This is a genomic window from Streptomyces sp. NPDC048361, assembly GCF_040651795.1.
Classification (GTDB): domain Bacteria; phylum Actinomycetota; class Actinomycetes; order Streptomycetales; family Streptomycetaceae; genus Streptomyces.
The window spans coordinates 50,906-75,579 of the sequence record NZ_JBEZKW010000035.1; the positions used below are offsets into that span (position 1 = coordinate 50,906).

The window sequence follows — 24,674 nt, forward strand, 5'->3', positions numbered from 1 at the left end:
CGTGCTCACGAGAAGGCCGCCACCTCGACGCCCGCCGACTCCAGGGCCGCGCGGACCCGCCGGGCCAGCTCCACCGCGCCCGGGGTGTCCCCGTGCAGGCACAGCGAGCGCGCCCCGGCGGGGACCAGCTCGCCGGACTCGGCCACCACCGTGCCGTCCAGGGCCATCGAGACGGCGCGCGCGACCACCGCATTCGGGTCGCTGATCACGGCGCCGTCCCGGCCGCGCGGCACCAGGGTGGCCGCCGCGGTGTAGGCGCGGTCCGCGAATGCTTCCGTGACGACCGGAAGGCCGGCCCGCCCGGCCGCGGCGAGCAGGTGCGAACCGGGCAGCCCGAGCACCGACAGCCTGGAGTCCGACGGCCTGGAGTCCGACGGCCTGGAGTCCGACAGCCCGGAGTCCGCGAGCCCGGAGTCCGCGAGCAGCACCCCTTCCACCACGGCGGCCGCCTGTTCCTCGTCGTGCACGACACGGTTGTAGAGCGCGCCGTGCGGTTTGACGTACGAGACCCGGCTGCCGGCGGCACGCGCGAAGACCTCCAACGCGCCGATCTGGTAGGCGACTTCGGACGCGAGCTCGTCGGCCGGCACGTCCATGGAACGGCGGCCGAAGCCCGCCAGATCGCGGTAGGAGACCTGTGCCCCGATGCGCACGCCGCGCTCGGCGGCGAGCGCGCAGACCCGTCGCATGATGGCCGGGTCGCCGGCGTGGAAACCGCAGGCCACATTGGCACTGGTGACGACGGACAGCAGGTGTTCGTCGTCGGTCAGCCGCCAGTGCCCGAAGCCCTCGCCGAGGTCGGCATTGAGGTCGATCGACATCGTCGCGGGCCGGGTCATGGGTGAGGCGTCTCCTGTTCGAGTGGGGCGGGCTTCAGGGGTGCGGCTCTTGTGGTGCAGTGTGCCCCGGGCCGGCGTCGTGCGCCGGTCAGGGCGTGCCGTGGTGCGGGCGCGGTGGGACGGCGATCGGCTCACGCCAGTCATCGCCGCGCCGATCCGCTCACGCCAGCTCCCGTCCCCGCGTCTCGGGCAGGCCGAGCAGGGCCAGTACGGCGATGGCGTAGCCGACCGCGCCGAAGACCAGCGCGCCGCCGACGCCCCAGCTGTCCGCGAGGTAGCCGACCAGGGTGGGGAAGAAGGCGCCGACGGCCCGCCCCGTGTTGTACGTGAACCCCTGACCGGTGCCGCGCACGGCGGTCGGGTACAGCTCGCTGAGGAACGAGCCGAAGCCGCTGAAGATCGCCGACATGCAGAAGCCGAGCGGGAAGCCGAGCACGAGGAGCAGGGTGTTCGCCCCCGTCGGCAGATGGGTGTAGACGAGGATGCAGACGGCCGACAGAACCGCGAACAGGGCGATGTTCCTCTTGCGGCCCAGGACGTCGGTGAGATACCCGCCGGTCAGATAGCCGAGGAAGGCCCCGGAGATGAGGAACGCCAGGTAGCCGCCGGTGCCGACGACCGTGAGGTGCCGCTCGCTCTTGAGGAACGTCGGCACCCAGGTCGCGAGCGTGTAGTAGCCGCCCTGGACCCCGGCGGAGAGCAGCACCGCGAACAGGGTCGTCCGCAGCAGCGGTCCGCGGAAGATCGCGGCGAAGGTGGCGGCGCCGCTCGTCGTGCGGACCGTGGCGAGCCGCTGCTCGGTGGCGGCGGGAGCGTCCTTGACGGAGCGCCGTACGTAGACGAGGAGCAGAGCGGGGAGCGCCCCGGTCCAGAACATCACGCGCCAGGCCGTGTCGGGGCCCACGTACTGGAAGACCAGGGTGTAGACGACGACGGCGAGCGCCCAGCCGGCCGCCCAGGCGCTCTGTACGGCGCCCAGGGTGCGGCCGCGGTGCCGCGCCGACGCGTACTCGGCGACCAGGATCGCGCCGACCGCCCACTCACCGCCGAACCCCAGCCCCTGAAGGGCGCGGAAGACGAGCAGCGTCTCGTAGGTGGGCGCGAATCCGCAGGCCACGGTGAAGACGGCGTACGTGCCGACGGTGATCATCAGCGCCTTGACCCGGCCGATGCGGTCGGCGACCACCCCGGCGAACGCGCCGCCGACGGCCGAGACCACCAGGGTCACCGTGGTGAGCAGCCCGGTGCGGCCGCTGTCCAAGCCGAAGTACGCCGAGACCGCGACCATCGTGAGCGGCAGGGTGAAGAAGTCGTACGAGTCGAGCGCGTAGCCGCCGAAGGCGCCCCCGAACGCGCGGCGGCCCGCGGGTCCGAGCGCCCGCAACCATCCGAACGGGCCGCTGTCGTGGGGGTGTTGGCCGTGCTGTGGCTGGGCCTTGGTCGTGCTCATGTGCACCTCGCGGGAGGAGTGAGAGGGCCGAAGAGGGAGACCGTGCGGGGGTGCTTGGGGGTGCGGTGGGCCGGAGAGGCGGTGCGGGGTGGTGCAGGGGGTGCGGTGGGCCGGAGAGGCGGTAAGGGGGTGGTGCCGGGGTGCAGCGGGCGGGGGACGCCGGGGGAGGCGCGGCCGCCGCTTCAACGTAGGGGATTGTTGAACGATCCGACAAGAGGCATGCGGAGACGTTCCCGCTTCCTCATGTCCTCACGGTGCTCCTACGATGGGCCCTCGCGTCGGCGGGAGCGGCCGGCGGGGGAGAGAGGGCGCTGTGGCGACAACGGACTCCGGGCTCGGCGGACTTGCCGAGGACCGCGCCCTGCTGGGCCGCACCAGCACGGCGGAGCGGGTCGCGGACATCCTGCGCACCCGGATCGCCGAAGGCTTCTTCCCGCCCGGCGACCGGCTCGCCGAGGACGCCATCGGCAAGGCGCTCGGCGTCTCCCGCAACACCCTGCGCGAGGCGTTCCGGCTGCTCACCCACGAGCGGCTGCTGATCCACGAACTCAACCGCGGGGTTTTCGTCCGTGTGCTCGCCGTCGAGGATGTGACGGACATCTACCGCACCCGGCGCCTGGTCGAATGCGCCGTCGTGCAGGGACTCGGAGCGCCTCCGTACCGCCTGGACGGGCTCGACGCGGCGGTCGCGGACGGCGAACGCGCGGCAAAGGAGAGCGACTGGCAGGGCGTGTCCACCGCCAACATCCACTTCCACCGCGAACTCGTCGCCCTCGCGGGCAGTGCCCGCACCGACGAGCTGATGCGCGGCGTCCTCGCCGAACTGCGCCTGGCCTTCCACGTGGTGGCCGACCCCCACCGCCTCTACCGGCCCTACCTGGTGCGCAACCGGGAGATCCTGGAAGCACTGCGCGCGGGCGAGCGGACGGACGCCGTACGACTGCTCGCCGGCTACCTCGACGACTCGCGTGCCCAGCTCGTCGAGGCGTACGGGAAACTCGTCACGGACGCGCCCGCCTGACCCGCGCCGCCCGCCCGGGCGACGGGCGGATCTGCGCCGTTTCGACCGTTGTCAGTGCGAGGACCTAATCTGTCCAGCGTGACTTCGCCTGCCTCGACGGAATTCGTTCCGCCCCAGCTCAGCGCGGCGCCGCGCCCCGCGCCGGGCCCGGCCGCCGACGAGGGGCTCGCGCGGCGACTGCGCGCGCTGGCGTGCACCGCCCCGCTGCACGATCTCGACGTACGCAAGGCCAACCTGGCGGGCGAGTACTCGGTGTACGCGATGGCCGAGGTGGCCCTCGCCTCCATCGACCTCGTCACCCTCAACATGGACTTCGACACGGGAGCCGACCACGAGCAGATCGTGGCGCGGCTCATCCCGCGTGTGGCCGCGCAGGCGCCGTCCCGGCCCGCCGCCGAGCACGAGCGGGTGGCCCGCTGGGTCCTGGAGAACCTGATCAACGTGGGCAGCGTGGACCGCGGCTTCCGCGCGGTGTACGGCACGTTCAACCCCGACGGCGTCTACGTCCGCAGGGACTACGACTTCAAACTCCTCGAAGAGGTGCCGGGATACGGCGGCGCCGTCTATCTGCGCACCACCGACGAGGCCGTCAACGTCCTGGTGGGCGCCCTCGACACCGACGTCACCAGCGCCCAGATCGCGGCCGAGGTCAAGCTGGAGATCCTGATCAGCCGCGGCCGCCTCGCCGACGCCCAGCTCGCCGCCGAACAGGCCCGCTACCGTACGGTGCAGTACGCCGAGACGCTGCGCCGCACCCTGGAGGCGACCCGGCGCAACGTCCGCGCGGTCGACTGGCTCAACGCGGTGCCCGACATGATCGCCGAGGCCCTCGACCACGTCGCCGACCGCTACCGGCACGAGAACGCGATCCTCACCAACATCCGCAAGGCCCGCGACGAGGCGGAGGAAGCGGAGCACAAGCGCCGCGCCGCCGAGCTCGTCGACATCGTCAAGGACTGCATCCGCCGCCACACCCAGCTCCAGTCCCGCCTCCTGGAGGCGGGCCCGCTGTTCCGCGCCGAACAGGACCGCCAGGCCTTCGCCCGCCCGGCCGCCCGCTCCGGCCTCGACCTGTACGGCCAGCTGGTCGCCCCGCTGCTTCCGCTGCCGGTGACGGACGCGATCCGGGTGACCGACGCCTTCTTCGCCCGCGGCACCGGCCTGCGCACCCCGGTCGCCGTACGGGTCGGCGACCTGGTGGACATACTGCTGACACCGCCGTTGGAGCGGGAGCACCTCGGCGCGGAAATGCCCGAGCCCGATCTGATCGCCACGCCCGACGACAGCCGCTTCAGCGAGGAGCAGCTGTCCTCCGCCATGGAACTCCTCGACCTGGAACACGACGCGCCCCGCCGTCTGTCGGGTCTGCTCGCCGACGCCCGCCGCCGCGGCGACGCCGAACTGCCATACCTGGTCGCCCTGTTGGCGATCCACGCGGCGAGCCCGCCGGTCGGCACGGCCTACCGCCAGGGCGAGGAGCGCCTGCTGTTCGCGGTGGACGACGGCACACAGCTCGACGACCCGGAGTTCGGCGGGGCGGATCTGATCGTGGGGACGGCGCTGCTGGACACGGTCGGGATGGCCGCAGGCCGAACGGAGTCGTCGTGACCCCCCGCGCGCCGCACACCAACCCCGGGACTCCGCCCCGGCCCACCCGAAGCCACGGGGTTCTGTCCTGGGTTACGCGTGGCCTCGGGACTCTGCCCCGGCCCACCCGCGACCCCGAGGCTCCGCCCCGGACCCCGTTCGCGCCTGAACGGCGCTCGTCCGCGATCGCCGGACGGGCTGAGGGTGCCGCCTGCCCGGTGTTGTCAGGGGCGCGGGGAACTGCGCGAGCAACCACGCACGGTCCGCGCCCGACCGGCAGCCCCCGCAGAGCCCTCCCTCCCCACCCCCGGAGGGTCTCGGGAAGGGGCGGGGTGGGGGAGAAGCGCGCCGCAGGCGCTCACCCCGCCGCGCCCAGCACCGTACGCACCAAGGAGACCACCCCGTGACCGACCACCACCCCGAGCCCGCGTTCAGCGACGACGCCGAGGCCCCGGCGTCCGCCGCACCCGGCACCGGCGGCGAGGGCCGGCCCACCTCGCCCGCGCCCGGGACGGGGGCCGAGCCCCGACCCACCTCCGCCGGGGCCGGCCATGGACCCGGCACCGGCACCAGCACTGGCCCCGGCGGGGAGGGCCGGATCACCCCCGCCGACGCCGCCGACGCCGCCCGTCTCGTCGCCTTCGGGCTCCAGCCCAAGCTGCTCCCCGCCCGCGACGCGGAGTACGGCGAACTGCTGCGCCGCCACCGCGAGGACCCCGCGTTCGCGCGCCTCGCGGACGCCGTCGCGGCCGGCCTCGGCCTGATCGTCCTGGAGGTGTCGCCCCGCGCGGGCATGGCCGTGACGGCCGCCGAAGACTCAGTCTTCGCCGTCCGCATGGGCGACTACGCGCGCCGCGCCGCCGCCCCCGACTCCGCCGACCGCTTCCTGCACGGCCTGGCCCACCTCGCCGTCGCCGCCCTCGCCTTCCCCCGCCCCGAAGACCTCGCCGACGACGGCTACATCGGCCGCATCACCGTCAACGGCGTCGACGCCTTCGTCCGGCAGGCCTGCCGCCGCCTCGAAGAGCGCGCCGAGGAGACCGGCGAGAACACCGACCCCGAGACCGGCGCCCCCGGCCTTGAGGCCGCCTGGCGGATCTACGCACGGCGCAGCTCCACCGGGGCCACCAAGGACGCCCGCCGGCTAGCCGGCTCCACCACCGGCATCGTCGCCAAGGCCGTCGCCTTCCTCACCGAGTCCGGCTTCCTCCAGCGCACCGGGGACGACGCGGGCGGCGCCTACCGCACCACAGCCCGCTACCAGTTGCAGGTCCGCGACATGGCCGGCAGCGCCGCCCTGACCGAGCTGATCGAGCTCGGCGTGGTCGCGGTCACCGACGGCAGCGCCACCCTCCTGCCTCCCACCGACGCCGACGACCTGGAACTGGCGGCCGACGCAGGACTGCCGTTCCACTCTTGACCCAGCACGCAGCACGCAGCACGCAGCACGCAGCACCCGGCCGAACCGCCCCGCACCCCGCCCGAACCGCCCCGCGCTCAAGCCGCACCCCCGCTCCACCCGCCTCCACCCTCACGAGAGTCCGCCGACATGTACGAGCTGTCCCGGGTCCGCCTCTACTCCATCGGACCCGCCGGTGCGCGCTACGCCGACACCGTGCTTGACCTGCGGGGAGTCGGCGCGCCCGTGCCACACCCGGCCCCCGCGCAGGCGGAGTTCTTCGAGGACGAGCCGGTCGGCCCGCCGCGCCGCCCGGCCCCCGCGGGCGTGCTCTTCCTGGAGAACGGCGGCGGCAAGTCCGTCCTGCTCAAGCTGATCTTCTCCGTGATGCTGCCGGGCCACCGCAACACCCTGGGCGGCGCCAGCTCCGGCGTGCTGCGCAAGTTCCTGCTCGCCGACGACTGCGGGCACGTCGCCCTGGAGTGGCAGCACACCCTCACCGGTGAGCTCGTCGTGGTGGGCAAGGTCAGCGAGTGGCGCGGGCGCCAAGTCTCCAACGACCCGCGGAAGTTCGCCGAAGCCTGGTACTCGTTCCGGCCCGGCCCCGGCCTCAGCCTCGACTCGCTGCCGGTCGCCGAGTCCAGCGCGATGCGGCCCTCCGCCGAAGGCACCTCCAGCGCCCAGGGCCGGCGCCGCACCATGAAGGGCTTCCGCGACGCCGTCACCGAGGCGACCAAGGCCTACCCGCACCTGGAGGTGTACTGGGAGGAGATCCACGACCGCTGGAACGAACACCTCGGCGATCTGGGCCTCGACCCGGAACTTTTCCGCTACCAGCGGGAGATGAACGCCGACGAGGGCGAGGCCGCAGGCCTCTTCGCGGTCAAGAAGGACTCCGACTTCACCGACCTGCTGCTCCGTGCCGTCACCGACACCCGCGACACCGATGGCCTCGCCGACCTCGTCAGCGGCTTCGGCAACAAGCTGGGCCGCCGCGCCGAACTCACCGCCGAACGCGACTTCACCGCAGGCTCGGTGGACCTCCTCAACCGGATCGTCGAAGCCGCCGAGACCCGCGCCCGCGCCCGCGACATCCACACCGGTGCCGAACGGCGCACCCGTACGCTCGCCCGGCGCCTGGCGGCCCGCGCCGGTGACGAGCGCGGCCGCGCCACCGACCTCGCCCAGCAGGTCACCGCCGCCGCCCACCACGTCACCCTCGCCGAGCAGGCCCGCGGCCGCAGCTCCCTGATCGCCTCCGAACTCGCCTACCGGCACGCCTCGTTGGCGCTCGCCGTCGCCGAGAAGGCGGCCACCGCGCAGCGCCGCGAACTGGCCGACGCCCGTACGCTCCACTCGGCCTGGCAGGCCGCGGAGGCCGTCCTGCGCCACCGCGCCGCCGCCGACCGCTCGGCCCGCGTCGCCGCCGCCATCCAGGAAGCCGAACGGGACGCGGCCCCAGCCCTCGCAGCCCGCGCCAGGGCCGCCGCCGATCTCGTACGGGCCCTGCAATCCGCCGCCGAGGACGGCGAACGGGTCGCCGCTGAGGAAGAGGAACGCTCCGCCGGGCTCCAAGAAGTGGGCGAGGCCGCCCACCGCGACGCGACGGTCGCCGCGACCGAGGCCCAGCGGGCCCGCAGCGAGGCAGGCCATCTGCGCCAGCGCCTCGCGGAGGTCGAGCAGGAGACCGCCGAAGCCGTACGCGCCGGCTGGCTCGACGACAGCGCGCCCGACGCCGACCCGGCCCGTGCCGCGCTCGCGGCGAGCGATGCCGAGAAGGCCGCCGTGGCCGACTGGGACACGGCCCGCGAAGCCGCGCGCGCCGCCGCCGACCGGGCCCGCGAGGCCGCCTCCGTCGAGGCCCGTGCCGAACTGGCGGCGGCCCGCGCCGAGGACGGTGCCCGCGCCGCCGAGCAGGTCTACGACGCCGAGCGCAGGGCCGCCGAATCGCTCGCCGCCGAGGAGCGCCTCGCCGAACTGCTCAGCCTGCCCACCGGCCGCTCCGGCGTACCCGAGCCCCGCAGGCACGACGGCGACAGCGCCCAGAGTGCCCAGAGCGCGCAGCACATCCAAAGTGCCCTCACTGCAGGGGAGTTGGACCGCAGCGCCGATGAGCTTCGTGCCCTTCTCGACCAGAGCGTCGCCTCCGCCGAGCGTCAGCTCTTCGATCTGCGGACCGCGGCGGCCGACGACGCGCGCATCCTCGGCGCACTCGGCGACGGCGGCCTCCTGCCGCCCAGCGCCGATGTGCTCGCGACCGTCGAGTACCTGGGCGAGCACGGCATCCCCGCGCTGCCCGGCTGGCGCTACCTCGCCCAGGCCGTCGCTCCCGCCGACCACGCAGCCGTCCTCGCCGCCCGCCCCGAGCTCGTCGACGGTGTCGTCATCACCGATCCCGCCTCGCACGCCCGGGCCCGCGAAGCCCTGGCCGGCGCCGCCCTGCTGCCGCGCTCCGCCGTCGCCGTCGGCACGACCGCGGCGCTGCTCGCACCCGTCCCGGCCGCGGACTCCGGCACGGACAGCGGCGTCTTCCTCGTGCCGCCGAATCCGGCCATGCACGACGAGCACGCCGCCGACGAGGAACGGCAGACGCTGCGCGCCCGAGCCACCGCCCGCGACGAGGAGATCCGCACCCTCGCCGCCCGGCTCGCCGGGGACCGCTCGCTCGCCGCCCGCATCGGCGCCTGGCGCGCCGACTGCCCGCCCGGCATGCTCGCCGAGCTCGCCACCGCCGCCCACACCGCCCGCGAAAGCGCCAAGGAAGCCGCACGGCAACTGGCCGAAGCCCGCACGGTACGGGCCGAGGCCGACGAGGCCGCCGCCGACACCGCACGGATCCGCGAGGAGCGCCAAGAAGCCGCCCAGCGCGCCCGCCGCGCTGCCGACGCCCTGGCCGGACTCGCCTTCCGGCTCCGCGAGCGGGCCGGCTGGCAGGTCAAGCTCCGCGAACTCGCCGACGAAGCGGCCGAGTCGGAGGCCCGCGCCCACACCCTCCTGGAGCGCGCCAAGGCGGCCGACGAGGACCGCCGCGCCGCCCAGCGCGCCGCCGACGACGCGCACCGCACCTCCCGCGCGCTGCGCGCCGAACGCGCCGAGATCGCCGGCGTCCCCGAGAACCTCCCCCAGCCCGACGCCGACGCGCCGCGCACCGCGCTGCCCGCCCTGCGCGAGGCCTACCGGGCCGCCTCCCAGCTGTACGAGAAGGTCGGCGTCGGCGCCGACCTGCGCGCCGAACAGGCCCGCGCCGAGAGCGACGAGAGCGCGGCCCTCGCCGAGCTCGACCGGCTCACCAACAAGGTGCGCACCCGCGCCGCGACCCTGCTCGAAGGCACCGACGGCGCGGACGGCCCGTCCCGCCAGGCGGCCGCGGCCCGCGCCGAGTCGCTCGTCCAGATGCTGGAGACCCGCGCGTCCACGGCGAGCGAGCAGCTCGGCCGGCTGCGCGGCGAGGCCGAGCGTCTGGCGCCCGCGGACGGGGGGACGCACACCGAGCTCCCCGACGAGCAAGTACCGGCCGACGCCGCACAGGCCCAGGCGCTGCTGCGCACCGCGACGGCCGAACTCGCCACCCGCACCGACGAGTTGGAGACTTCCCGCGCGGCCCACGCCGAACTGCTCACCGCGCACCGGGCGGCCGAGGACGCGGCGGGCGGCTTCGACGAGACCGCGGCGCTCCTGCGCGATCTGCTGCGCGACAGCGGCCAGGCCCCGGACGAGGAGAGCGTGCCCGAGCCCTACCCGGGCACCCTGGAGGAGGCCCGGCACTCCGCCGCCGAAACGCGCCGGTCCCTGCGCGGCTGCTCCGGCGACCTCTCCGCCGCCGACTCCGCGGTGCGCGAGGCGAGCGACATCCTGGTGCGGCACGCCAACGCCACCCGCTACGAGCAGGTCCGCACCCCGGCCCGCCAGCAGATCCGCGAACTGCCCGCCGCCGCGCTGCCCGAGCACGCCGCCGCCTGGGCCACCGCCTTCGAACCCCGGCTGCGCGTCCTGACCGACGAGCTGGCCCAGCTGGAGCGCAACCGCGACTCCATCGTGGACCGGCTGCGCGGCCTGGTGGAGTCGGCCCTCACCACGCTGCGCTCCGCCCAGCGCCTGTCCCAGCTCCCCGAGGGCCTCGGCGAGTGGTCGGGCCAGGAGTTCCTGCGGATCCGTTTCGACGAGCCCGACCAGGCCACCCTCACCGGACGGCTCGGCGAAGTCATCGACGAGGCCACCCGAGCCGCCGTGCGGAAGAACTCCGACCTGCGCCGCGACGGCATGTCCCTGTTGCTGCGCGGCGTGCAGGCGGCCCTGGAGCCGCGTGGCATCGCCGTGGAGATCCTCAAGCCGGACGCGGTCCTGCGCGCCGAGCGCGTCCCCGTCGGACAGATGGGCGACGTGTTCTCCGGCGGCCAGCTGCTCACCGCCGCGATCGCCCTGTACTGCACGATGGCGGCGCTGCGCAGCAACGACCGGGGCCGCGACAAGCACCGCCACGCCGGCACTCTCTTCCTCGACAATCCGATCGGCCGCGCCAACGCGACGTACCTCCTGGAGCTCCAGCGCGCCGTGTCCGACGCGCTGGGCGTCCAACTGCTGTACACCACCGGCCTGTTCGACACGACGGCGCTCGCCGAGTTCCCCCTCGTGATCAGGCTGCGCAATGACGCGGACCTGCGGGCGGGCCTGAAGTACATCAGCGTCGAAGAGCATCTGCGGCCCGGTCTGCCCCAGCAGGCGACCGCCGGCGAGACCGTGCACGGCGAGATCACGGCGACCCGCATGTACAAGAAGCCGGCCCCGCAAGGGAGTTGACGCACGCGGCTCGGGGGCGCGTCCCGCTCAGGCGCGGGACAGCGCTCGGGGGCGCGTCCCGCTCAGGCGCGGGACAGCCCCTGGCGCGAGCCGTCCGCGGAGTGTGCCGGGGCCCGGCTCGCTCGGGGGCGCGTCCCGCTCAGGCGCGGGACAGCCCCTGGCGCGAGCCGTCGGCGGAGTGGGCCGGGGCCCGGTGGGACCGTATTCGGGACCCGTGCCCCGCCGTCTGGGCGGCCCGCCGAGCCCGGCGGCGCTCCCTGCGCAGCTTGCGCGCCGTGCTGCTCGGCACCGACACCACGCCGTTGCGCTGGTTCCACACCTGGCGGGTGACCCACACGTCCAGCACGCCCCATGTAGCTAGGACCGTGCTGCCGACACTGCTGATCACCATCGGGAAGGCGAGCCAGGAGTCGGCCAGCGTGGACAGCACGGCGATCACCGCCTGCATCAGGGTCGCCGCGACGATGATGACGGCGCGCACGGCCGCGGTGCGGACCGGGTCGGGCAGTCGCGGTCGCACAGCAGGTTCCTCCACCCACAGCGGCTGCTGTTCAACGCTCATACCTGCATTCCTCCCCACCCGTGGAGCCCCGATGCCTCGTCCGCCCCGCGGCTCCGCCCCTGCGGTCCACGGCCCGGCTGCCATCGCTTCCTGACACCCGTGTGCCCCGTAAGTGCCCCAGCCCCACAAACGCTCCGTACAGACAGACGAACGGAACTCCCCGAAGATTCCGGACACTTGGCCGGAACGCAGAATTCCAGCCATCTGCCACAGCGGTCGAAAAGCGGCCATGACGGGTGACCCTCGGCCGGGCCCGGGTCGTCATCTCCCGGAATACCAGGACAACTCATGATCGGCACGTTCGAGTGCGGCCGAAAATCGTCCGGACGTGCCTTCGAGTTGTCTTCGTGTCAGTAGTAGGCTCACGCCGTTTGTTGACGGTTGATCTGGGGGAGGCCATGCGCTTTCGCGGGAAGTCCATCCGCAGGAAGATCGTGGCGTTGTTGCTGGTGCCGCTCGTCTCCCTCACCGCGCTGTGGGGGTTCTCCACCTACCTCACCGGTCGGCAGGCCAGTGGACTCATGGACGTGGCGCGCATCGTCAAAAAGGTCGGCTATCCCCTTGAGGACACCGTCCGCGACATCCAGCAGGAGCGGCGCCAGACCCTCGTCTACCTCGCCGACGAACGCCCCGCCGACGCCCTCACCTCGCTGCGCAGCCGCCGCGCCGCCACCGACGCCGGGATCTCCAGGATTCGCGCCGCCGCGCAGGACTCCGATGTCCGGAGCGACCTCCAGAGCACCGCGAAGTCCCACCTCAAGGCGGCCCTCGCCGGCTTCGACACCGTGGCCGCGCTGCGTCACTCCATCGAACAGGGCACGGTCGGCCGGACCCAGGCGCTGGAGTTCTACAACCGCCTCATCGACCCCTGCTACGGCTTCCTCATGAATCTCCACGCCCTGGAGAACGTGGAGATGGACAAGCAGGGCCGGGCCCTCGTCGGCGTCACCCGCGCCCGGGAAATGCTCTCCCGCGAGGACGCCCTCGTCGCCTCCTCCCTCATCACCCCGAAGACGACCGCACCCGAACTGCGCCGCATATCCGACCTGGTGGCCAACCGGGAACTGCTCTACGACACCAACCTGGAACTGCTGCCGAGCGCCGAACGCGAGCGGTTCCAGCAGTACTGGGCCGGCCCCGGCACCGAAGCGCTGCGCACCGCGGAGACCGCCGTCATCGACGCGGGGCCCGCCAAGAACCCGCACCACATCGACGCCGCCCGCTGGCAGCAGGCCGTCACGCCCGTCCTCGACCACCTCGCCCAGCTGGGCACCGAGGCCGGCAACCGCTACCAGGACCGCGTCGAGCCGGTCGCCTTCGACGTACTGATCAAGGCCGGGCTCGCCGGTGTCCTCGGCTTCCTGGCCCTGCTGATCTCCCTGTTCATGTCCGTACGCATCGGTCGCGAGCTCGTCCGCGACCTGACCCGGCTCCGCAAGGAGGCCCACGAGGTCTCCGGCGTCCGCCTGCCGAGCGTGATGCGCCGCCTCGCCGCCGGTGAGAGCGTCGACGTCGAGACCGAGGCGCCGCGCCTGGACTACGAACGCGACGAGGTCGGCCAGGTCGGCCAGGCACTGAACACCCTGCAACGCGCCGCCGTCGAGGCCGCCGTCAAACAGGCCGACATGCGCCGCGGCGTCTCCGAGGTCTTCGTCAACCTCGCCCGGCGCAACCAGGTGCTCCTGCACCGCCAGTTGACGCTCCTCGACACCATGGAGCGGCGCACCGAGGACACCGACGAACTCGCCGACCTCTTCCGCCTCGACCACCTCACCACCCGCATGCGCCGGCACGCCGAAGGCCTGGTGATCCTCTCCGGCGCGGCCCCCTCCCGCCAGTGGCGCAAGCCGGTCCAGCTCATGGACGTCGTACGGGCCGCGGTCGCCGAGGTCGAGGACTACGAACGCATCGAGGTGCGCAGGCTGCCCCGCCTCGGCGTGGGCGGCCCCGCCGTCGCCGACCTCACCCACCTCATCGCCGAACTCCTGGAGAACGCCACGGTGTTCTCGCCCCCGCACACCGCCGTCCAGGTGCACGGTGAGCGGGTCGCCAACGGCTTCACCCTGGAGATCCACGACCGCGGTCTCGGCATGGCACCGGAGATGCTGCTCGACGCCAATCTGCGGCTCGCCGAGACCCCCGAGTTCGAACTGTCCGACACCGACCGGCTCGGCCTGTTCGTGGTGAGCCGGCTGGCCCAGCGCCAGAACGTACGGGTCTCGCTCCAGCCCTCTCCGTACGGCGGCACCACCGCCGTCGTGTTCCTGCCGGCCACCCTGCTCACCGACGCGCCCGAGACCGAGGGCACCGGATTCCGCCTCGACCGCGCCTCCGGGCGCGACGACGACGAGCACGCCGCCGCGCCACCGCGCCGTGCGCTCTCCCCGCTGCCGGTCGGCATCCCCGGCCAGTCGGTCCTCGACGGCCCGGTCGAACTGGAGCCCCCGCTCGACCCGTTGGGCCTCGACGAACCCTCCGTGTTCGAAGCCCCGGCCGCGCGCGAGGGAAGCGACACGGGACGCGGCGGACTGCTGCGCTCCGCCCGCCGGGCCACCGAGCCGGCCGACGAGGGCCAGCAGCACCAGCAGAGCGCCGACGAGGGCGAGGAACGGGAGCCCCTGCCGCTGCCGCGCCGCCACCGGGTGCCGACCCTGGTCAGCGACAACGGCAGGCGCGTCGACGGGCCCGGCCGCGGCCACCCCGCACCGGACGCCGAACCGTCCCCCGAGGTGCGCCGCGCCTTCGAGAACCGGCTGCCCGAACGGCGCGCCACCCAGCCGGCCCGGCCCCAGGTCCCCCGTGCCTCGGCACCCCGCCCCGGGCCCCGCCCCGACCCCGCGTCACCGCAGCCCCCGCGCTCCGCGCCGCGGCCGCCGGGCCTGACACCGGTACGGCCCACGGGCCTCGACCAGCCGCCGCCCGCCGCGCCCCCGGCCACCCCGGCCGGCCTGCCGGGCGCGCCCAGCTCCGCGCCTTCCTGGGGCAGTCTCCCGGGTGGACCGCGGGAACCCGCGGCCGACGCACCCCTGGACGGGCTGCCCCGCCGGGTCCGCCAGGCGAGCCTGGCCCCCCAGCTCAAGGACGGCCCCGACGGCGGCCACCGCGCCGCGCCCGCACCCGACAGCGGGCCCGAGCCGGAGCGCGACGCCGACGAGGTACGCGACCGGATGGCCGCCCTGCAGCGTGGCTGGCAGCGCGGCCGCAGGCACAACGAAGCTTCGGACACCGCGGAAGGACCGTCCGCGCCGGACCGAGGCGACACCGCACGACGAACCACACCGGAGGGGGACGGTCGATGACCGCGCCACAAGACTCAGCCGCAACACGCAACGCCACCGGGAGCGGTTCCGGCGAACTCAACTGGCTCCTGGACGAGTTGGTCGACCGCGTCGGCTCCATCCGCAAGGCCCTGGTGCTCTCCGGCGACGGCCTGGCGACCGGAACCTCGCGCGACCTGACCCGCGAGGACGGCGAACACCTCGCGGCCGTCGCCTCCGGCTTCCACAGCCTCGCCAAGGGCGTCGGACGCCACTTCGACGCGGGCAGGGTCCGCCAGACCGTCGTCGAACTCGACGACGCCTTCCTCTTCGTGACGGCCGCCGGAGACGGCAGCTGCCTCGCCGTCCTGTCCGACGCCGACTCCGACGTCGGTCAGGTCGCCTACGAGATGACCCTCATGGTCAAGCGGGTCGGCGTCCACCTGGCCACCGCACCGCGGACCGGCCTGCACACCGGAGGGTGAGGGGGTACGCCATGACCGGGGGGACGCGATGAGTGACGCAGACCAACGGGCCGGGGAACGGCCGGGGGACCCGTCGGCGCCGCCCGGCCGCCCGCTCCACTGGTTCGACGCCGACGCAGGCCCGGTGGTTCGTCCGTACGCCATGACGCGCGGCCGCACCACCAGTGCGGGCCAGCATCGCCTCGACCTGATCGCCGTGGTCGTCCCGGAACCCGCGGCCGACGACCCGGGCCGCGACCAGACGCTGTCCCCGGAACATGTGGAGATCGTCGAACGCTGCGGCGACGCACCCCAGTCGATCGCCGAACTCGCCGCAGGACTCGACCTCCCCGTCGGGGTGGTCCGCGTCCTGGTCGGCGATCTCGTCGCCGACGCCCTGGTCCACGTAACCCGACCCGTCCCGCCGGCCGAGCTGCCGGACGAGTCCCTTCTCCGCGAGGTGATCAATGGCCTTCGGGCGCTCTAGCCGCAGGAAGCGGCACGCCGATCCGGTGACCCTGAAGATCCTGGTCGCCGGTGGCTTCGGCGTCGGCAAGACCACCCTGGTCGGCGCGGTGAGCGAGATCCGTCCCCTGCGCACCGAGGAACGGCTCAGCGAGGCCGGCCGGCCCGTCGACGACCTCGACGGTGTGGAAGGCAAGAGCACCACCACGGTGGCCATGGACTTCGGGCGCATCACGCTCCGCGAGGACCTGGTGCTCTACCTCTTCGGCACCCCGGGCCAGGACCGCTTCTGGTTCCTGTGGGACGAGCTGGCGCAGGGCGCCCTCGGCGCGGTCGTCCTCGCCGACACCCGCCGCCTGGAGGACTGCTTCGCCGGCATCGACTACTTCGAACGCCGGGGCATCCCGTTCACGGTCGCCGTCAACTGCTTCGACGACGCCACGCGGTACCCCGCCGACGCGGTGCGCGCCGCCCTCGACCTCGACCCGGAGGTGCCGCTCCTGCTGTGCGACGCGCGGGTCCGCGAGTCCGTCAAGGAGATCCTCGTCGGCGTGGTCGAGCACGCCATGGCGGTGTCCGCCAAGTCCCGCCAGCACGCGGCCACTTGAGGCCGCCTCACACCCTCGCGGGTGTGGCGCGGCCCGTACCCCCACCGACCGGGGTACGGGCCGCGCGTCCCTTTGCCGGGGGCGCCTACCGCGCGCCCTCCTCGTGCCAGCCGAGGCTGCGCTCCACGGCCTTGCGCCAGTTGGCGTACTCGCGCTCACGGACCCGGCTCTCCATCCGCGGCGACCATTGCGCATCGCGCTGCCAGTGCGTCCGCAGCTCGTCGAGGCCCGACCAGACACCGGTGGCGAGTCCGGCCGCGTAGGCCGCTCCCAGGCACGTCGTCTCGGCCACCTTCGGGCGGATCACCGGCACCCCCAACACATCCGCCTGATGCTGCATCAGGAGCGCGTTGGCGGTCATGCCGCCGTCCACCTTCAGCGTCGAGATCCGCACACCCGAGTCCTGGAACATGGCATCGACGACCTCACGGGTCTGCCAGCTCGTGGCCTCCAGGACCGCGCGGGCCAGGTGCGCCTTGGTCACGTACCGCGTCAACCCCGTGATGACGCCCCGCGCGTCCGAGCGCCAGTAGGGCGCGAAGAGCCCGGAGAAGGCGGGCACGATGTACGCCCCGCCGTTGTCGTCGACGCTCGCCGCGAGGGCCTCGATCTCGTCCGCCGAGCGAATGATGCCGAGCTGGTCGCGGAACCACTGGACCAGCGCTCCGGTGACCGCGATGGAGCCCTCCAGGCAGTACGCCGGCGCCTGGTCGCCGATCTTGTATCCGACGGTGGTGATCAGACCGCTCTTCGACGGCACGGGTGCGGCGCCGGTGTTGAGCAGCAGGAAACTCCCGGTCCCGTACGTGTTCTTCGCCGTGCCCGGGTCGTAGCAGGCCTGCCCGAAGACGGCCGCCTGCTGGTCGCCGAGCGCGGAGGCGACGGGCACACCGGCCAGCCGGCCGACGGCCGTGCCGTACACCTCGGCCGACGACCTGATCTCGGGGAGCACGGCTTGCGGCACGTTCATCGCGGCGAGGATCGCGGGGTCCCAGCGCAGGGTTTCGAGGTCCATGAGCAGGGTGCGTGAGGCGTTGGTGACATCGGTGACGTGGACGCCGCCGGACGTGCCGCCGGTCAGGTTCCAGATCAGCCAGGAGTCGATGGTCCCGAAGGCGATCTCACCGCGCTCGGCGCGCGCCCGCAGGCCGGGCACGTTGTCGAGCAGCCAGGCCGCCTTGGGCCCCGAGAAGTAACTGGCCAGCGGCAGCCCCGTCGCGTCACGGAACCGGTCCTGGCCGACATCGGCGGCGAGTTCGTGACAGACGGCGGAGGTACGGGTGTCCTGCCAGACGATCGCGTTGTGCACAGGTTTGCCGGTCGCCCGGTCCCACAGCACGGTCGTCTCACGCTGATTGGTGATGCCGAGCGCGCTGAGGTCCTGGGACCGCAGACCGGACCGGGCGAGCGCGCCCGCCACGACGGCCTGCACCTTGGCCCAGATCTCGGTGGCGTCGTGCTCCACCCAGCCGGGTTTGGGGAAGATCTGCCGGTGCTCGCGCTGGTCGACGCCGACGATCGCGCCGTCCTGGTCGAAGATGATGCAGCGGCTGGACGTGGTCCCCTGGTCGATCGCGGCGACGAACTTGTCCGTCATGGCCACCCCTGGATCGAAGGGCTGCGTGGTGGATGGGCCGGAGCCCTGTGACACGGCGGTGCCGAGAGGTAACGGGAAGTTTTCACCTGTGGTGATGGAGCGTCAAGATGCCGCGCAGCAAAGGCGGTTGTCGCCTGCAGCGGCGCGGTGTCGCTCTCCCTGTCCCCTCCCGGCCCGTGCGCCCCTAACGCACCGCCACCACCGCCGAGCCATGCCCGAAAAGACCCTGGTTCGCGGTGATCCCGACCCGTGCCCCAGCCACCTGCCGGGCTCCGGCCGTACCCCTCAACTGCCACGTCAATTCGCATACTTGGGCGATGGCCTGGGCGGGCACGGCCTCGCCGAACGACGCGAGGCCGCCGCTGGTGTTGACCGGGACGCGTCCGCCGAGCGCGGTCACCCCGTCCCGTACGAGCTTGGCGCCCTCGCCCGTCCCGCAGAGCCCGAGGTCTTCGTACCACTCCAGTTCCAGGGCGGTGGACAGGTCGTACACCTCGGCCAGCGACAGCTCATCGGGCCCGATGCCGGCCTCGTCGTACGCGGCCCGGGCGATGGACGCCCGGAAGGAGAACGGCGCGGGCTCCACGGCGATCGCCGAATCCGTGGCAATGTCGGGGAGGTCGAGGACCGCCTGGGGGTAGGTCGGGGACACCGTCGAGACGGCGCGGATGCGGACCGGGGCGGCGGCGCCGTGCCGCCGGGCGAATTCCATGCTGGTCAGCACGAGCGCCGCGGCGCCGTCCGAAGTGGCGCAGATGTCCAGGAGGCGCAGCGGATCGGCGACCACGGCGGAGGCGGCCACCTCCTCGGCGCTGACCGCCTTGCGGTACCGGGCGTTCGGGTTGAGCGCGCCGGCGGCCGCGTTCTTCACCTTGACCTGGGCGAAGTCGTCGACCGTGTCGCCGTGCAGCGCCATGCGGCGCCGGGCGTAGAGGCCGAAGTAGGCGGGGTTGGTCGCGCCGAGCACCCGGAACCGCAGCCAGTCCGGGTCATCGGGGCGCTCCCCGCCGGCCGGCGCGAAGAACCCCTTCGGGGCGGCGTCGGCCCCCACCACCAGTACCACGTCGACCAGTTGGGCCAGGATCTGCGCCCGCGCCGCGCCGACCGCCTGGGCTCCGGAGGCGCAGGCCGCGTACACGCTGGTGACCCGCGCGCCCTGCCAGCCGAGCGCCCGCGCGAAGGTCGCCCCGGCCACATGTCCGGGGTAGCCGCCGCGCACGGTGTCGGCGCCGACCACCGAGTCCACATCCGTCCAGTCGATCCCGGCGTCGGCGAGGGCCGCCCGGGCGGCGACGGTTCCGTACTCCACGAAGCCGCGCCCCCACTTGCCCCACGGGTGCATCCCCGCACCCAGGACCGCGATGTCGCCGCTGCTCATACCGCCACCTCCACGGGCCGCCAGTGCCAGGTCGTCCAGACGGTCCCGGCCTCCTCGTTGAGCACGCCGGGCACCACCTCGACCTCCATACCGACCGCGAGGTCGGCGGTGCTCACGCCGGGCGCGGCCTGGCCGAGCACCACCATCCGCTCGGCCGCAAGCTCGACGGCGACCAGGGTGTAGGGCTCCCACGCCACCTGGGGATCGGACACGTAGGGGGAGGGGGGACGGTAGCGGCCGTCCGTGTACGACCACACCCGGCCGCGCTTGGACAGGGGGACCTCCGCCAGCTCGCCGCCCGCGCAAGCGGGGTTGCGGCAGAAGGAGTCCTCACGCGGAAAGAAGACGGATGCGCAGGCGGTGCACCGGGTGCCGAGCAGCCGGAAGTCCTGCCCCCGCGCATCCGTGAACCAGCCCGCGACCACAGGCGTATGTGTACGTGCGTCGGTCAAGGCCCCTCCCGGCACGGTTACCTGACGGAACGTCAGAAGTGTGCCACGGGTGGCGGGGGTTGGGGAGGGGCGGTCGGGCCGGGCCGGATCCGGGTCGGGAGCGTGGCCGGATCCGGGTCCGGGTCCGGGTCCCTGGAAGGGGTCCACGTCCTGGAACGGGTCCAGGTCCGGGCTCAGCGGTTTCCGGCGAGCCACTTCGAGGCGATCTCCCCCAGCTCGCGGTCGCGCCCGGCCAGCATCATGCGGATCATCTGCCGGTCACCGCGCAGTGACCAGGCTGGGTGCCCGAAGGAGGCCGGATTGTTCCGTTCGATGAACCAGTGTGCGGGCCACGCGGTCCCGTACCCGATGAGCGGGAGGGCCAGGGCGTAGCGCTTGCGCCCCCGCGCGAGGCCGTAAGCGCTGACCGCGAACCCCGTGAGGGTGCCCGTCAGATGAACCCAGCGCGTGGCGGCCCTGGAGTGCATCGCCACGTAGTAGGGCCAGAACTCCTCGTACGACTCGAACGTAGGTTTCGTCATGCGGCTGAACCTAATCGTTCCACGGAGAACCGGATACGGCTGCTTCGCGTCCGAGAAGACAGAGCGGGTGCCCGGGACCGACGGGGGTGGCTCCGGACACCCGCTCCAACCACAACTGGAACCGAGGACGAGATCGCCCGCAGCGCACATGGCGAGGTAGTTGTCCGGGGCGGGGCAAAGAAGTGGAATGCTGCGGGCTCAGTGTCCGGCGACCGACCGCCAGGCCACGGGGAAGTCGAAGTAGGTGTCCGGAAAACGCTCCGGCTGATACGTGAAGTGCCACCACTCCTCGGGCAGGTTGACGAAGCCCTGCGCCTCAAGCGTGCCCTTGAGGAACTGCCGGTTCGCCCGCTGCGCACCCTGGATGCGGGGATCGTCGGTGTGGGCCAGGGTGTCGAAGCAGTCGAACCCCGTCCCCATGTCGACGGAGGTGTCGGGGAACCGTTCGGCGCGCGGCGCATAGCAGGGCGCGAGTGGCTGGCCAGGGTGGTAGGGGCGGGTGGGCAGAGCGGGCCGCTTGATGAGGGTCAGATCCATGGTGCTGCCCCGGCTGTGCCCGGACTTCTCGGCAATGTAACCGTCCGCGAACAGCCTCGACTTGGCGACCCGCGGATAGAACTCCGCCTTCATCCGCTCGTCGTCCAGATCCTTCGCCCAGCGTACGAAGTGATCGACGGCCCGCTGCGGCCGGTAGCAGTCGTACACCTTCAAGGAGTAGCCCTGCCGCAGCAGCCTCAGCTGGGCCCGGTGCAGCGCTTCGGCAGCGGGCCGGGTCAGGATGCACAGCGGCTGCCGGTAACCGTCGATCGGCTCGCCCACGAAGTCGTGCGGCGTGATGTACCGCATCTCCTGGATGATCGTGGCGTCGACGGAGCTCAGCGCCACGAAGTCGCGCGGCGCCCTCGGCCGGGGCGTGGCCCGGGCGGCGGGGGCGAGAGCGGTGACCGTGAGCAGCGCGGCGGCGCAGACGGCGAGGGCGCGCAGCCTGGCCGCCGGTGACCTTCGTGCCCTGCCTCGAAGTTCGGTACGTCGTGCACTTCGAGTACGTCGCGTACTTCGAGTACGTCGTGTCATGCGCACACCCTCCATCAGGTCAACTCGCTTACAGCTAAAGGTGATCGGTTAGAGTCCGCGCGTGACCGCCACCCCGAAGCAGCCCCTTCTGGACTCCCACTGCGGTGCGTGCGGGTCCCCGTACGACACCCCGCGCGGCTGGCCCCGCTCCTGTCCTGCCTGCGGCACGACCGCCTACCGCAATCCGCTCCCCGTCGCCGTCGCGCTCCTGCCGGTCACCGGCGCGCACGGGAGCGGCTTGATCGTGATCACCCGCACCATCGAGCCGAAGCGCGGCGGGCTCGCCCTTCCCGGTGGCTTCATCGACCACGGCGAGACATGGCAGAACGCCGTGGTGCGCGAGCTCCGGGAGGAGACCGGCATCGAGCTGCCGGCCGAGGACGTACGTCTCGCCGACGCCCTGAGCTCGCCCCAGCACCTGCTGCTGTTCGGACTGCTGCCCGCGCGCCCGGCCGTCGCGCTGCCGCCTTCGCTGCCCACCGACGAGAGCGAGGGCTGGGAACTGCTGCGGGAACCCGCCGACTTGGCCTTCCCACTCCATACGGAGGCGGCCCGCAGGTGGTTCGCGGGAGAGTACGGGCAGGTGTGCGGCGAGGGCCCGGTCGGCTGAGCGGCGGGGGAGTACGGGCAGGTGTGCGGCGGCGGGTCGGCGGGCTGAGCGGGGGCGCGCCCGGCGGGGCAGGTGTGCCACGACGGCCCGGCCGGCTGAGCGGCGCCGCGTCCGGCGGCGGTTCAGCGCGCCGCCCCGCGCACCCGCACCGGGTATCCGACCTCGTCGTCCGCGCCGCCGACCCGCTCCACCACCACCCGGCCGTCGACGACCCGGGTCGAGAACCGCTCCACCTTCGCGGGCTCCCAGCCGTCCCCCACGTTCCGGACCACCACGCCGCCTCCGGTGCGGCCGGCCGCCGGCGCCCACACCTCCAGCTCCATGCCCCCGTGCTCGCCGCGCACCGGGATCACCGACCCCGCACGGGCGAGGACCGGGATCCGGGACAGCGGAGCGTCCACAAGCACCTGCCCCGGACCGTCATGGGCCTCGCCCGTGACGGTGTCGTACCAGCGCCCGCGCGGCAGCCGCACCGCCCGCCGGTCCGCGCCGCGCTCGAAAGCAGGGGCCACGAGCAGCGCGTCACCCAGCAGGAAGGCGTCCTCGCACGCGCGCAGCGCCCGGTCGGCCGGCGCGCCCCACCACAGCGGGCGCACATAGGGAGCGCCCGTCATCCGCGCCAGCTGGGCCAGCGTTTCGAAGTACGGGTGCAGTCGCCGCCGTTCGGCCAGTGCCGCCCGCGCCCCTTCGAGGACGGCGGCCCCGAATTCCCAGGGCTCGCGCCGCCCCGCCCACTTCGCGGAATGCGTACGGAACAGTGGCATCCAGGCGCCGAGCTGGAACCAGCGCAGATACAGCTCGGGTGAGGGCGTGCCGGTGAAGCCGCCCACATCGGGCCCCGAGTACGGCACTCCGCACAGGCCGAGGCCCAGGACGAGCGAGAGCGAGGCGCGCAGGCCGGGCCAGCCGGTCGTCACATCGCCCGACCAGGCTCCGCCGTAGCGCTGCATCCCGGCCCACCCCGAACGCGAAAAGAGGAAGGGGCGCTCCTCGGGCCGCAGCCGGCGCAGCCCCTCGTAGCCGGCCCGCGCCATCGAGAGCCCGTACACATTGTGGGCCTCACGGTGGTCGCCGCCGTGGCCCTCCAGATCGTGCCGGGCTGATCTGGGCAGCGTCGGATCGCCGAAGGGCGCGAAGGACACCGGCTCGTTCATGTCGTGCCACACCCCGGCGAACCCCTGGTCGAGCCGCTCCCGGTAGAGCCCGCCCCACCAAGCGCGCGCCTTCGGGTCCGTGAAGTCCGGGTAGGCGCACTCCCCGGGCCACACCTGACCCCGCACCTCCCGCCCCCGGGCATCCCTGATGAAGGCCCCGGCGCCGAGGCCGCTCTCGTACACCGCGTTCCCGCGCTCCGCACGGACCGCGGGGTCGACGATGGAGACCAGCCGGACACCGTCCCTCGCCAGGTCCTCGGCCAACCGCGGCAGCGTCGGGAAGGCGCGGCGGTCGACGGTGAAGACCTGGTGGGCATCGAGGTGGTCAATGTCGAGGTGGAGCGCGGAGAGCGGCAGCCCGCGCTCGCCGTATCCGGCCGCGATCCGCCGCACCTCACGCTCACTGCCGAACCCCCAACGGGCGTGCTGGGGGCCGAGAGCCCAGGACGGCGGCAGCGCGGGCGCGCCGGTGAGCGCCGTCCAGCCCTGCAGGACCCGCGCCGGCGTGCCCGCCACCACCCAGCACCGCAACGGTCCGCCGTCCATACGCAGCTCGCTTCCGCCGGGCCGGTCGTGCCCGGAGCCCGCGCCCTCCTCTCCCTCACGCAGCAGCACCCGGCCGTCCCACGTGTTGTCGTAGAACGCGAGGTGGGTCCCCGCGTCCGCGACCACCAGCTGGACGGGCATGGTGATGTACAGCGGGTCGTCGCCGGGGCCGAAGGCGCCGCCCGGGTCGGTGTTCCACAGACGGTACGAACCGTCCCGCAGGCGGGGCCCGCCCGAGCGTCCGCCGAGCCCGAAGAACCGTGCGTCGGCGGCCACTTCGGAGCGTTGCAGCCACCGGGCCGGGCCCCCGCCGACCGGCTCCCACCAGCGGGGCGGCAGCTCACGGCGGAGCACCCCGCCGCCCGGTGCGCATACCTCCACCGCGCCGTGCCGGGAGATGACCACGGTCAGCCGCTCGGACACCACTCGCCAGCCGCCGTCCTTGTCCGGCTCAAGGACCGCCCGCGCGTCCGGCTCGGGCGCCCGGCCGGCCAAGGCGTACGACGGCTCGGGTCCCGCTCCGTCCCAGCCCCAGAACACGGCGCCGCCCACGGCGACCCGCACCTGGAGCTCGGAACGCGCGAAGCGCACCACGCCGCCACCCGGACACGGCTCGGCCCCGATCACCGCCCCCGGCACCCGGGCGCGCTCGGGGCCGCGCCGCGGCAGGTCCCGCGCGTCCGTGCGGCGCCGCGACAGGGCCGAGCGCAAGGCCCGCAACCCGTGCACCGAGCCGACCGCTTTCACCGAGCGCACCAGGTCATCGCCGTTCATGCAGCTCACCCTGCCACCCGGACGGCCCCGTGCGCGGTTTGTTCAACTGCCGTTCACCCGTGGTGGCGCCATATGCCCGGGCCGCCGACTATGCGAGGACCACCCTGGTGCGGAAGACG

Annotated in this window: 18 protein-coding genes; 9 read left to right on the top strand and 9 right to left on the bottom strand. The window is 73.4% G+C overall.

Going from position 1 to position 24,674, the window contains the following annotated elements; all coding sequences use genetic code 11:
• Window positions 1-5 precede the first annotated feature (5 nt).
• Entirely contained in the window at window positions 6-839 is an 834-nt protein-coding gene (locus AB0D31_RS20915) for a 5-oxoprolinase subunit PxpA (protein WP_362725082.1), read from the bottom strand.
• A gap of 160 nt (window positions 840-999) precedes the next feature.
• A complete protein-coding gene (locus tag AB0D31_RS20920; protein ID WP_362725085.1) occupies window positions 1,000-2,289 on the bottom strand; it encodes an MFS transporter in 1,290 nt (429 codons plus the stop codon).
• A gap of 313 nt (window positions 2,290-2,602) precedes the next feature.
• On the opposite strand from AB0D31_RS20920, the gene AB0D31_RS20925 reads away from it, so the two are divergent.
• The 4 genes from AB0D31_RS20925 (at window position 2,603) to AB0D31_RS20940 (ending at window position 11,093) form a co-directional block, all read left to right on the top strand.
• Window positions 2,603-3,310, top strand: coding sequence for a GntR family transcriptional regulator (locus AB0D31_RS20925; protein ID WP_362725088.1), 708 nt, complete (start codon window positions 2,603-2,605; stop codon window positions 3,308-3,310).
• Between the two features lie 78 nt (window positions 3,311-3,388).
• On the top strand, window positions 3,389-4,918 hold the full coding sequence (locus AB0D31_RS20930; protein WP_362725091.1) for a hypothetical protein: 1,530 nt from the start codon (window positions 3,389-3,391) through the stop codon (window positions 4,916-4,918).
• Between the two features lie 382 nt (window positions 4,919-5,300).
• A complete protein-coding gene (locus tag AB0D31_RS20935; protein ID WP_362725094.1) occupies window positions 5,301-6,317 on the top strand; it encodes a hypothetical protein in 1,017 nt (338 codons plus the stop codon).
• Between the two features lie 129 nt (window positions 6,318-6,446).
• A complete protein-coding gene (locus AB0D31_RS20940; protein ID WP_362725097.1) occupies window positions 6,447-11,093 on the top strand; it encodes a hypothetical protein in 4,647 nt (1,548 codons plus the stop codon).
• 139 nt (window positions 11,094-11,232) lie between these two features.
• Here AB0D31_RS20940 and AB0D31_RS20945 read toward each other — a convergent pair whose 3' ends face one another.
• Window positions 11,233-11,739, bottom strand: a complete 507-nt coding sequence (locus AB0D31_RS20945) for a hypothetical protein (RefSeq protein WP_362725100.1) — start codon at window positions 11,737-11,739, stop codon at window positions 11,233-11,235.
• A gap of 314 nt (window positions 11,740-12,053) precedes the next feature.
• Here AB0D31_RS20945 and AB0D31_RS20950 point away from each other — a divergent pair, with 314 nt between their 5' ends.
• Genes AB0D31_RS20950 through AB0D31_RS20965 form a run of 4 tightly spaced genes read left to right on the top strand, consistent with a single transcriptional unit; the run spans window position 12,054 to window position 16,449 of the window.
• Complete coding sequence (locus tag AB0D31_RS20950; protein ID WP_362725103.1) at window positions 12,054-14,954, top strand: nitrate- and nitrite sensing domain-containing protein; 2,901 nt, start codon at window positions 12,054-12,056, stop codon at window positions 14,952-14,954.
• On the top strand, window positions 14,951-15,397 hold the full coding sequence (locus tag AB0D31_RS20955) for a roadblock/LC7 domain-containing protein (RefSeq protein WP_362725106.1): 447 nt from the start codon (window positions 14,951-14,953) through the stop codon (window positions 15,395-15,397). The genes AB0D31_RS20950 and AB0D31_RS20955 overlap by 4 nt, the downstream gene beginning before the upstream one ends.
• A gap of 28 nt (window positions 15,398-15,425) precedes the next feature.
• The gene (locus AB0D31_RS20960) at window positions 15,426-15,863 is read left to right on the top strand and encodes a DUF742 domain-containing protein (protein WP_362725108.1); all 438 of its coding nucleotides are present in this window, start codon (window positions 15,426-15,428) and stop codon (window positions 15,861-15,863) included.
• Window positions 15,844-16,449, top strand: coding sequence for an ATP/GTP-binding protein (locus tag AB0D31_RS20965; RefSeq protein ID WP_362725111.1), 606 nt, complete (start codon window positions 15,844-15,846; stop codon window positions 16,447-16,449). The genes AB0D31_RS20960 and AB0D31_RS20965 overlap by 20 nt, the downstream gene beginning before the upstream one ends.
• Window positions 16,450-16,534: 85 nt before the next feature.
• Here the strand turns inward: AB0D31_RS20965 and glpK are convergent, their stop codons facing one another.
• The 5 genes from glpK to AB0D31_RS20990 all read right to left on the bottom strand — a co-directional run bounded on the left by glpK (window position 16,535) and on the right by AB0D31_RS20990 (window position 21,471).
• Complete coding sequence (gene glpK, locus AB0D31_RS20970; RefSeq protein ID WP_362725114.1) at window positions 16,535-18,046, bottom strand: glycerol kinase GlpK; 1,512 nt, start codon at window positions 18,044-18,046, stop codon at window positions 16,535-16,537.
• Between the two features lie 184 nt (window positions 18,047-18,230).
• Window positions 18,231-19,424, bottom strand: a complete 1,194-nt coding sequence (locus AB0D31_RS20975) for a lipid-transfer protein (RefSeq protein WP_362725117.1) — start codon at window positions 19,422-19,424, stop codon at window positions 18,231-18,233.
• The gene (locus AB0D31_RS20980) at window positions 19,421-19,849 is read right to left on the bottom strand and encodes a zinc ribbon domain-containing protein (protein WP_362725151.1); all 429 of its coding nucleotides are present in this window, start codon (window positions 19,847-19,849) and stop codon (window positions 19,421-19,423) included. Before AB0D31_RS20980 ends, AB0D31_RS20975 begins: the two co-directional genes overlap by 4 nt.
• A 200-nt stretch (window positions 19,850-20,049) precedes the next feature.
• Complete coding sequence (locus AB0D31_RS20985) at window positions 20,050-20,397, bottom strand: DUF962 domain-containing protein (RefSeq protein WP_362725120.1); 348 nt, start codon at window positions 20,395-20,397, stop codon at window positions 20,050-20,052.
• Between the two features lie 198 nt (window positions 20,398-20,595).
• The gene (locus tag AB0D31_RS20990; protein WP_362725123.1) at window positions 20,596-21,471 is read right to left on the bottom strand and encodes a M15 family metallopeptidase; all 876 of its coding nucleotides are present in this window, start codon (window positions 21,469-21,471) and stop codon (window positions 20,596-20,598) included.
• Between the two features lie 61 nt (window positions 21,472-21,532).
• Here AB0D31_RS20990 and AB0D31_RS20995 point away from each other — a divergent pair, with 61 nt between their 5' ends.
• Complete coding sequence (locus AB0D31_RS20995; protein ID WP_362725126.1) at window positions 21,533-22,081, top strand: NUDIX domain-containing protein; 549 nt, start codon at window positions 21,533-21,535, stop codon at window positions 22,079-22,081.
• A gap of 122 nt (window positions 22,082-22,203) precedes the next feature.
• Here the strand turns inward: AB0D31_RS20995 and AB0D31_RS21000 are convergent, their stop codons facing one another.
• Window positions 22,204-24,555 carry a glycoside hydrolase family 31 protein gene (locus AB0D31_RS21000; RefSeq protein WP_362725129.1) on the bottom strand — a complete coding sequence of 784 codons (2,352 nt, stop codon included), beginning with the start codon at window positions 24,553-24,555 and terminating at the stop codon, window positions 22,204-22,206.
• Window positions 24,556-24,674 lie beyond the last annotated feature (119 nt).